We start from the raw sequence: 9,314 nt of genomic DNA on the forward strand, positions 1-9,314 counted from the left end.
GTCTTGGCGCCGGGCGGCGGGGGTGGCTCGGCGCCCGGACCCGGGCAGGGGCGCCGGGCGGGTACGGACGGCCGCCGTCCGGCGGGCGTCCGGCGGCCGCGCCGCGGGGCACCCGCCCGGCGTACCGTCAGACCGGCAGCGACCAGGCCTGGTCGACCCGGTGGTCACCGCAGTCGGCGAGCCGCAGGCGCTCGGCCGGGGCGTCCGCCGTGGCCGGCGGAGCGGGCGCGGTCAGGCAGAGCCCGTACGCCGCCGAGACGAGGGCGCCGTCGCGGCGGTGCGTCCAGCGCTGCCCGGGCTGCCGCGGGGCGCAGCGCGCCAGTTCGACGCGGCCGTCGGCGCCCGCGGCCAGGCACTGGCCGGCCAGCCGGAGCGTCGAGTCGGGCGCGGCGACCCACCGCTGGTCGGCGGCGGCCGTGCAGGCGGCGAGGACGACCGCGCCGACGCCGGTGGTGTTGGCGCCGTCCGCGCACTTCACGCCGTCGCCGGTGATCTGGCCGGTGGGGACGGCGTCCCCGCAGCCCTCGTGCGGGGTGAGCCGCCAGACCGCCGTGTCGTGCCCGGCGAGCCTGCCCGCCAGGTTGGCGGAGACCTCCGTGCGGCCGCCGCTCCACAGGTCCTTGGCGGTCACCGTGCAGCCGTACAGCCCGATGTCGGCGAGCGGGACCGAGATGTCGCGGGTGGCAGCGGACCGGTTGAGGACGGCGACGGCCCGGTCCCCGTTCGCCAGCGGCCGGGCGAGCACCTCGAACGTGGCGTTCGCGGAGACCACCGCGCCCTGGCGGCCCATCGGGTCCTGGTCCAGGGCGATCAGGTCGGTGTTGCCGAGCGCGGCGAGCCCGCCGGGGGTGAGCGCGGCGACGTCGGAGGACAGGATGAACGGTGCGGCCATCATCGCCCACAGCGCGACCTGGCTGCGGCTCTCGGCGTCGGTCAGGCCGGGGGCGCCCGCGATGAGGAAGTCGGGGTCGTTCCAGTTGCCGGGGCCGGCGTACCGGCCGAGCCAGCGGTTGTAGCCGTAGTTGCCGAGGACGGAGCTCCAGCGCGAGGTGGCCGGGGCGGCCGGGCTGTAGACCTTGATGTCCTTGCCCTCGCGCCACAGCTGCCCGGTCTCGCCCACCCAGTCGATGACCTTGTGCCAGTCGGCCGAGCCCCATTCGCCCTGCTGGAAGTAGGCCGGTGCGGACGCCGACAGCACCATGGGCCGGCCGGTGTCGCGCAGTGCGCGCGCCACCGCGTTGTAGGCGTCGCGGTAGGCCTGCTCCTTCGTCTTGCCGGGCGGCACCCACAGGTTGCAGCCGTCCATCTTGACGTAGTCGACCTCCCAGGACGCGAACAGCCGGGCGTCCCGGGCGTAGTGGTCGGGGCCGCCGCCGTCGGGGGAGCCGCTGCCGGGGTACTTCTCGCAGGTGAGCGAGCCGGCGTCCTGGTAGATGCCGAACTTCAGGCCTTTCGCGTGCAGGTACTCGCCCAGCCAGGCCATGCCGTGCGGGAACTTCTCCGTGTCGACGACGAGGTCGCCGTCCGCGTCCCGGCTCTTCGTCATCCAGCAGTCGTCGACGGTGACCGTGTCGTAGCCCTTGGCGGCCAGGCCGCTCGCGACGAGTGCGTCGGCGTTGGCGACGACCTTCGCCTCGTCGATGTCGCACATGTAGTGCGCCCAGTTGTTCCAGCCCATGGGCGGGGTCAGGGCGAGCGGCGTGTCCGAGGTCGCCGTGGGCTCGGCGGCCGCGGGGGCGGGGGCCAGGCCGAGGGCGAGCAGGGCGGCCGCGGTGAGGCAGGGGAGCGACGCACGCAGGCGAGGCGGCACGGAGACTCCTTGCGAGGGGGCGGTGGTGCGCCCAGTGCAGCGGTGCGACTACCCGCTGTCAACACAAGCCGATGGTTTGTGCCGTGATGACCAGCAATATGGGTGTAGGGGTCGTCACGCGATCGGGGCCCACCCGGCTGTGTGACAGTGGCTGATACGCTGTATCACATGCCGCGCAGATCACCCGCCCTGGACCGTGCGACCCCTGAGGCCATCGCGGACGCCGCCCTGCGGATCATCGACGAGGACGGCCCCGGCGCCCTCAGCTTCCGCGCCCTCGCCGACCGGCTCGGCGTCTCCCACGCCACCGTGCAGCGCCGCTGCACCGACCTCGCGGGCCTGCTGGACCTGTGCACCGACCACCTCGCGCGCCGCCTGCCCGACGTACCCGCCGGAGCCGGCTGGGCCGAGGCCGCCGAGATCCGCTTCACCGCCCTCTACCGCCTGCTCGTCGCCCACCCCGGGCTCCTCGTGCTCCGCGGCAGCCGCCCGTGGACCGGCCGCGAGCTCCTGGCGCGGCTCGTCGAGCCCTCGCTCGCGGACAGCACGGCCGCCGGGATGGCCCCCGCCGAGGCGATGGCCGTCTACCGGGGCATGTACCTGCTCACCCTCGGCTGCGCCGCCTTCGTCGACCACCGCGACCCGGCTGCCGCCACCTCCGCCTCGCGGACCGCGATCGCCGCCCTCGACCCGGAGGAGTTCCCCGCTCTGACGGCCGCCGTGCCCGAGGTCCTGCCCGTCCTCACCGACCATGCCGTGTACACCGCCGCCCTGCGCCGGCTGATCGACGCCTCCCGGCCCGGCACCCCGCACCGGTAGGCCGCCACAGTCCCCGCCCCCCCAGCGAAAGGGATCCGTCCCCGTGGAGAAGCAGCTCGACCCGGCGGCCGTCCGCGCCGCCGCCGCCCGGATCGCCGGGGCCGTCCGGCCCACCGCCGTGGTGCCTGCCGGGGGAGGCGTCTGGTACGCCCTGGAACACCTCCAGCACACCGGCTCCTTCAAAGCCCGCGGCGCCCACAACTTCCTGGCGGCGCACCGCGCAGCCGGGACGCTCCCCGATGCCGGCGTCACCATCGCCTCGGGCGGCAACGCAGGCCTCGCCTGCGCCTGGGCGGCCCGCGCCCAGTCCGTACCCGCCACCGTCTTCCTGCCGGCCACCGCGCCCCGCATCAAGGTGGACCGGCTGCGCGGCTACGGCGCCGACGTCCGCCTCGTCGGCGAGCGGTACGCCGAAGCGCAGGCCGCCTGCGCGGAGTTCGCCGCGCGCAGCGGCGCCCTCGCCTCCCATGCGTACGACCACCCCCTCATCGCGGCGGGCGCCGGAACCCTGCTGGAGGAGGTGCGGGCCGCCCTGCCGGGCCTGGACGCGATCGTCGTCGCCGTCGGCGGCGGCGGACTGCTCGCCGGGGTCGCCACCGCCGCCCGGGAGCACGGCGTGCGCGTCACCGCCGCCGAACCGGAGGGCTGCCGGGCCCTGTCCGCGGCGCTGGAGGCGGGCCGCCCCGTCGACGTCCCGGTGGACTCGGTGGCCGCCGACTCGCTGGGCGCCACCCGCGTCTCCGCGGACGCCCTGGCCGCCGCCCGCGCCGGGGGCGTCCGCTCGGTCCTCGTGCCCGACGCCGCGATCACCTCGGCCCGGCGGATGCTGTGGGAGGAGCACCGGATCGTCGTCGAGCCGGGCGCCGCGACGGCCCTGGCCGCCGTGCGGGCCGCCCGCGAACCGCTCGGAGAGCGCATCGCCGTGGTGCTGTGCGGGGCCAACACGGACCCCTCGGACCTGACCGCCGGGAGCTGAACCGGCCCGCCCCTGACGGCAGTCAGCCTCTCGCCGGCGCGACGATCGTTGCGCCGACCTGCGACTTTCGGGGACAGCGCGGCCGCCTGACGTCCTGCGAAAGTCCTCGTGTCAGAAGGAAACACCCCACGGCACGCGGAAGACGCACGGAGGAACGGGCATGGCACGGCGCAAGGGATGTCTCATCGGCTGCGGAGTGGCGCTGGTCATCGGCATCGCCGGCGCGGTCGCGCTGGCATTCGGGCTCACCAAGGTGGTCGACGCCGCGAACAAGACGATGATCGACCCGTCGGTGTACGCCGCCGTGCAGGTCGGCGACGCGGAGGACGCCGTCCGCGCCAAGCTGCCGTCGGGCGACTCCTTCATGAAGGACGCCCTCAAGAGCGGCGGGCCGGCCGAGCCCGCGGGCAGCACCTGCTCCTGGTTCATCAACGGCGACGGCGAAGCGGCCGGCGAGACCGTCTACCGCCTCTGCTTCAAGGACGGCAAGCTCGCCGAGAAGGTCCAGTACCCGCTCAAGTGACCGCCGGGAGCAGCCGGGTCCGGCCCGCACCCCGCCGGGGCGCGGGCCGGACCCGGCTACTTGCCGAACGACAGCAGCGCGTGGTGGACGAGGCCGGGCTCCGGGCTCTTCACCCGCCCGTTCAGCAGGAAAAGCCGCCCGCCGGCCCACGCCGTGCGCGCGCCGTGCGGGAAGAAGACCTTCTGCGCCCCCGCGGCGCCGGCCGGGCTCTGCAGGAGCACCTCCTGCGCGCCGTCCGCCGGCTTCAGCGCGACCACCGCCCCCGCCGCCTTGCCCTCGGGCCACAGGTAGGCGACGACCTTGCCGCCTTCCAGGGCCATCGGCCAGATCCGGCGGCCGTCGGGGGCCTTCGCCCGCCACTTCTCCTTGCCGGTGGCCAGGTCCACGGCGATGACGTGGTCGGTGAGGTCGATGCCCAGTTCGCGGCCGGGGGCGCCGCCGGCGAGGTACAGGGTGTCGGCGTCGGCCACGGCCGCCGGGCAGCCGCCCATGTCGCCGCTGCCGTCGCCCCAGCCGTTGCACCGCTGGTCGGTCCCGAACGGCGCCTCGCCGTGCGAGCGGACCTTGCCGTCCGTGGTGAAGGCGGTGAGGCTCCACACCTTCCGGCCGCTGTGGTAGGCGGCCGCGACCAGCGGATCGGAGGACAGGATCCGGCCGACGGTCCAGCCGCTCCCGAAGGCGTGGCCCCACTTCGCCGCGCCCGTCGCCGGGTCGACCTCCTCCAGCAGGGGACGGACCGCTCCCGGGGCGCCGCCCGGGTCGGGGCACTGGCGGACCAGGACCAGGCGGGCGCCGCCGCCGAACGCCACCGGGTAGCAGTTGCCCGTCTTTGAGGTCCCGAAGAGCTTCCTGCCGTCCGTGGCCGAAAACCCGCTCATGACAGCCGACCGGGCGACGGCCACGGTGTCGCCCGACACCGCCAACTGCAGCTCCAGCGGCCGGTCGTACTCGTTCTCCTGCGGCACCGGGGCCTTCCACCCCGCCTTGCCCGCCGCGAGGTCGATCTGCCGGAGCGCGTTGCAGTGGGTCGTGGGCCCCTGGCCCTCCCGCACCGCGACGACGAGCTTCCCCCCGGCGGCAGGCTCCTTCGGCACCCCGCACAGCGGGGTCTCCAGCTGCACCTTCCACTTCTCCCGGCCGTCGGCCGCCCCGTACCCGGCGACCTCCTTGTCCACGGCCCGGACCACCACCTCGCCCACGCGCCACGGGCCGTACTGCCGGGCTCCCGCCCCGGCGACCTCCACGCGGTTCTCGACCAGCCAGATCGGGGCCTCCCCGGGCTTGATCCCGGCATTGGGGTCGACGGTGTCGGGGCCGGTGCCGGTGCCCTTGCCGTCGCCCTTGTCCACGGGGGCCGAGGAGGAGGAGGAGGAGGGCGGCGACGCGGACGCCCCGCCTGCCGCGGACGGCTCCGGGTCACCGCCGGCGCCGCCGAGGACGGCCCAGCCGAACCCGGCGACCGCGAGCGCGGCCGCGGCCAGCGCCGCGACCACCGCGGCCCGCTCGCGCGGCATCCCGCGCCGGGGGGCCCGTACGGGCGCCGCGGGCGCGTACGGCTGCGGCGCCGGGCCGAAGCCGGGGGGCGCCGGCGGCTGCTGCGGAGGGACGTCGGGCCGGGGCGGCTCACCGTGATCACGACCGGTCATGGGAAGAGTGTGGCCGGTGGGGCGCCCGCACGGGATCGTATTTCCGGACTTCCCGCCGGTCCGCGCCGGTCCGGCGCCGCCGTCCCCGCCCGCGGGGCGAACCCCGTCGGCGGCGGCCCCGGCGGCACCGCCCCTATGCAGTCAACATGCGGTGCCGGACCGCCTCCGGCACCGCACGGCGGCAGTCCGCCCGAAACACCCGCCCCGTCGGCATCAGTCCAGGCCGCCGCCCTCTTGACCCGGCCTCCCCGCGGATCCCCGGGCCGCCGGACGGGGCACGGCTCCCCGGCCACCCGGCGCAGGGCCGCATTGACGCGGTCCGCCGCGGGGCCCAGCGTGGGCCCCGCGCTCCGGCAGCGAGGCCGGAACTCCCCTAAGGCGGCCGACGATGACCCGTTCGCACCTGCCCGCTCGCACGCCCCGAACCGCCCGCCCCCGCCGTACCTCCGCCCGCTGCGCGCTCCTGGCCGGCGTCCTCCTCGCCGCCACCGCGTGCGGGCTCGACGGCGCACCCGACGGCGGCGAGGCCGGCCGCACCGGAAAGGTCTCCGGGGAGATCACCTTCCGCACCCTCCAGCTCAAACCCGCGTACACGGCGTACGTACAGGGCGTCGTCGACGCCTTCGAGGCGGAGCACCCCGGCGTCCGCGTCCGCTGGGAGGACGTCCCCGGCGACGGCTACAACGAGAAACTCGTCGCCGACGCCCAGGCGGGCGCCCTCCCCGACGTCGTGAACCTCAACACCGACTCCTTCCAGCTCCTCGCCGACCGCGGCCTCCTCGCCGATGTCGCCGCCCTCGACCCCGGCGCCGCGAAGGAGTACATCCCCGGCGCCTGGGAGCAGTTCACACTCCCCGACCGCGGCGGCAGCGTCTTCGCCTACCCCTGGTACGTCACCCCGGAGATCCTCACCTACAACCGGGAGCTCTTCCGCGCCTCCGGCCTGGACCCGGACCGGCCGCCGACCACCGTCGAGCAGTTCTTCGACCACGCCGACCGGATCGCGGAGCGCTCCGGGGGCCGGTACGCGGCCTTCATGGCCGACCCGAAGGGCAGGCTCCCCGGCGACTGGCAGAAGATGGGCGTGCCGATCCTCAACCCCGCCCGGGACCGGTTCGCGTTCGACACCCCCGAGGCCGTCGCCTGGGTCGAGCGGATGAAGTCCCTGTACGCCAAGGGGGCCATGCCGAAGGAGTCCCTCCTCACGTCCGACGACGTCAACCAGCTGTACGGCAGCGGCAAGCTCGTCTTCGGCCCCGGGTCCCCCGGCTTCGTCCGCGACATCAAACGCAACGCCCCGCAGGTCTACGCCGACACCCGGGTCGCCGGCGCCGTCACCGGCCGGCTCGGCCACATCGGCATCTACGCCCAGTCCCTCGGCATCCGCAGGAGCACCCGCCACCCGGACGCCGCGATCGCGTTCGCCCGATGGGTGACCAACGGGCCCAACCAGGTCGAGTTCTCCCGGAACGCGACCGTATACCCCTCCAGCGCGCAGGGCCTCGCCGACCCCCGCTTCGCCGACCGCGGGGACGGCCGCGACGCCGAGACGGTCGCCCGGGCCGTCGGCGCCGAGCAGCTGAAGACCGCCGCCCTCGACGCCAACACCCCCGTCGAGTGGACCAACCAGGTCGGCGACGCCGTGGTCCGCGAGGTACAGAAGGCGATCAAGGGTGAGCAGGACGCCGCGACCGCGGTGCGCAGGGCCCGGGAGGCGGCCGACAAGCTGCTCGCCGACGCGGCCCGCAGGTGACCCGCGGCGGCCGGCGGTCCGGCGCACCGCGCGCACCGCGGGCGGCGCGCGGGCCCCTCCACCGCCGGTGGTGGAGCCCGTACCTGTTCCTCGCACCCGGCCTGGCGACGGTGCTGCTGTTCGGCCTGTGGCCGTTCGCCAACACCGTGGTCCTGTCGTTCACCGACGCCCGCATCCTGACCGGCGGCGGCTTCGTCGGCCTCGGCAACTACCGCCGGGCGCTCGGCGACCCGGACTTCTGGACCGCCGCCGGCAACAGCGTCCTGTACCTGCTCGCCGTCGTGCCGTGCCTGGTGCTGCTGCCGCTCGCGCTGGCCGTGCTGGTGCAGGCCGGGGTGCCGGGCATCGGGTTCTTCCGCTCGGCGTACTACACGCCGGTGATCGCCTCGGCGGTCGTCGTCGGCCTCGTCTGGCAGTGGGTGCTGCGCAGCGACGGCCTCGTCAACACCGTGTTCCTGAGGCTCCGGATCGTCTCGGAGCCGGTGCCGTTCCTGACCGACAGCACCATGCTGCTGGTCTCCGCGATGCTCGTCACCGTGTGGAAGGGGCTCGGCTACTACATGGTCTTCTACCTGGCGGCCCTCGGGAACGTCCCCGCCTCCCTGCACGAGGCGGCCGCCCTCGACGGGGCCGGCCCCGTCCGCCGCTTCGTCCACGTCACCGTCCCCCAGGTGAAGCCGATGATGCTGCTGGTCGGCACCCTCTCCGCCGTGTCGGCGCTGCGCGTCTTCACCGAGGTCTACATCCTCGGCGGTGAGAGCGGCGGCCCCGGCGGAGGCGCCCGCACCCTGCCCTTCCTCATCCGCCAGGTCGGTCTCGGCTTCGCGGGCGAAACCGGCTACGCCTCGGCGATCTCCCTGCTGCTGTTCCTGCTCACGCTCGTCTTCAGCCTGCTCGGCCGCCGCCTGGCGAGGGGGGACGAGACGTGACCCGCCCCCGGCCCGCGGCCCGCCGCGCGGCGGCGCTCGCCGCCCGGTACGCCCTCCTCCTGGCCGTGCTCGTCCTGATGGTCGGGCCGCTGGCCTGGCAGTTCCTGACCTCGTTGCGCGGCCGCACCGAGAACGTCTACGACGGCGTCCTGCCCTCGCAGCCGACCCTCGACAACTACGTCCGCGTCGCCGAGTCGTTCCCGCTGCTCCAGTACACCGGCAACACGCTGGTCGTGGCGGCCCTCGCCGTCGCCTCGAACGCGGTGTTCGCCGCGATGGGCGGCTACGCGCTCTCCCGGGCCGGGTGGCCGGGCCGACGCACCGTGTTCGCCGTGCTCGTGGCGACGCTGATGTTCCCGTTCGAGTCCGTCATGGTCTCGATGTTCCTCACCATCCGCGGCATGGGGCTCGTCGACAGCCTCGTCGGGGTCTGGCTCCCCGGGGCCGTGTCCGTCCTCAACATCATGATCATGCGGTCGGCGTTCCTGGCCGTGCCGCTGGAGATCGAGGAGGCCGCCGTCCTCGACGGGGCCGGCGAGTGGACCCGCTTCACCCGCGTCTTCCTCCCCGCCGCGAAGGGCTCCCTGGCCGTCGTGTGCCTGACCAGCTTCATGGGTGCCTGGGACGACTTCCTCTGGCCGCTGCTCGTCCTCACCGACAGCGACCACTACACGCTCCAGCTCGGCCTGAAGACCCTCGCCGGCGCCGCCACCACCAGCGACCAGCGGATCATCGCCGCCGGTGCGATGGCCGCACTGCTGCCGATGGTTCTGCTCTTCTTCGCCCTCCAGCGTTTCTTCTTCAAGGGGGTGGGCGAGGGAGCGGTCAAACTCTGACCGCAGCCCCGCCCGCCCCCGC

At 74.9% G+C, this 9,314-nt stretch carries 8 protein-coding genes; 6 read left to right on the forward strand and 2 right to left on the reverse strand.

The window, feature by feature from the left end; all coding sequences use genetic code 11:
* Positions 1-127: 127 nt before the first annotated feature.
* Positions 128-1,810, reverse strand: a complete 1,683-nt coding sequence (locus EF903_RS22265; protein WP_260615780.1) for a ricin-type beta-trefoil lectin domain protein — start codon at positions 1,808-1,810, stop codon at positions 128-130.
* 168 nt (positions 1,811-1,978) lie between these two features.
* Here EF903_RS22265 and EF903_RS22270 point away from each other — a divergent pair, with 168 nt between their 5' ends.
* The 3 genes from EF903_RS22270 (at position 1,979) to EF903_RS22280 (ending at position 4,128) form a co-directional block, all read left to right on the forward strand.
* Entirely contained in the window at positions 1,979-2,629 is a 651-nt protein-coding gene (locus EF903_RS22270) for a TetR/AcrR family transcriptional regulator (protein ID WP_125545864.1), read from the forward strand.
* Between the two features lie 43 nt (positions 2,630-2,672).
* Positions 2,673-3,605 (forward strand): serine/threonine dehydratase, encoded by a 933-nt coding sequence (locus tag EF903_RS22275; RefSeq protein ID WP_125545866.1) that lies wholly within the window; start codon positions 2,673-2,675, stop codon positions 3,603-3,605.
* A gap of 160 nt (positions 3,606-3,765) precedes the next feature.
* On the forward strand, positions 3,766-4,128 hold the full coding sequence (locus tag EF903_RS22280; RefSeq protein ID WP_125545868.1) for a hypothetical protein: 363 nt from the start codon (positions 3,766-3,768) through the stop codon (positions 4,126-4,128).
* A 56-nt stretch (positions 4,129-4,184) separates the two neighbouring features.
* On the opposite strand, the gene EF903_RS22285 is transcribed toward EF903_RS22280, so the two are convergent.
* The gene (locus tag EF903_RS22285) at positions 4,185-5,774 is read right to left on the reverse strand and encodes a PQQ-binding-like beta-propeller repeat protein (RefSeq protein WP_125545870.1); all 1,590 of its coding nucleotides are present in this window, start codon (positions 5,772-5,774) and stop codon (positions 4,185-4,187) included.
* A gap of 388 nt (positions 5,775-6,162) precedes the next feature.
* Here EF903_RS22285 and EF903_RS22290 point away from each other — a divergent pair, with 388 nt between their 5' ends.
* The 3 genes from EF903_RS22290 to EF903_RS22300 are packed head-to-tail and all read left to right on the forward strand — an operon-like array spanning position 6,163 to position 9,292.
* On the forward strand, positions 6,163-7,527 hold the full coding sequence (locus tag EF903_RS22290; protein ID WP_125545872.1) for a sugar ABC transporter substrate-binding protein: 1,365 nt from the start codon (positions 6,163-6,165) through the stop codon (positions 7,525-7,527).
* On the forward strand, positions 7,524-8,456 hold the full coding sequence (locus EF903_RS22295) for a carbohydrate ABC transporter permease (protein WP_125545874.1): 933 nt from the start codon (positions 7,524-7,526) through the stop codon (positions 8,454-8,456). The genes EF903_RS22290 and EF903_RS22295 overlap by 4 nt, the downstream gene beginning before the upstream one ends.
* Positions 8,453-9,292 carry a carbohydrate ABC transporter permease gene (locus tag EF903_RS22300; RefSeq protein ID WP_260615784.1) on the forward strand — a complete coding sequence of 280 codons (840 nt, stop codon included), beginning with the start codon at positions 8,453-8,455 and terminating at the stop codon, positions 9,290-9,292. Before EF903_RS22295 ends, EF903_RS22300 begins: the two co-directional genes overlap by 4 nt.
* Positions 9,293-9,314 lie beyond the last annotated feature (22 nt).

The sequence above is a fragment of the Streptomyces sp. WAC05292 genome (genome assembly GCF_003949955.1).
Taxonomy (GTDB): Bacteria; Actinomycetota; Actinomycetes; order Streptomycetales; family Streptomycetaceae; genus Streptomyces; species Streptomyces globosus.

Bases quoted from the DNA above. Each gene is read 5' to 3' on its own strand.
- EF903_RS22285 (WP_125545870.1), bottom strand. From the start codon at position 5,774: ATGACCGGTCGTGATCACGGTGAGCCGCCCCGGCCCGACGTCCCTCCG.
- EF903_RS22280 (WP_125545868.1), top strand. From the start codon at position 3,766: ATGGCACGGCGCAAGGGATGTCTCATCGGCTGCGGAGTGGCGCTGGTC.
- EF903_RS22290 (WP_125545872.1), top strand. From the start codon at position 6,163: ATGACCCGTTCGCACCTGCCCGCTCGCACGCCCCGAACCGCCCGCCCC.
- EF903_RS22270 (WP_125545864.1), top strand. From the start codon at position 1,979: ATGCCGCGCAGATCACCCGCCCTGGACCGTGCGACCCCTGAGGCCATC.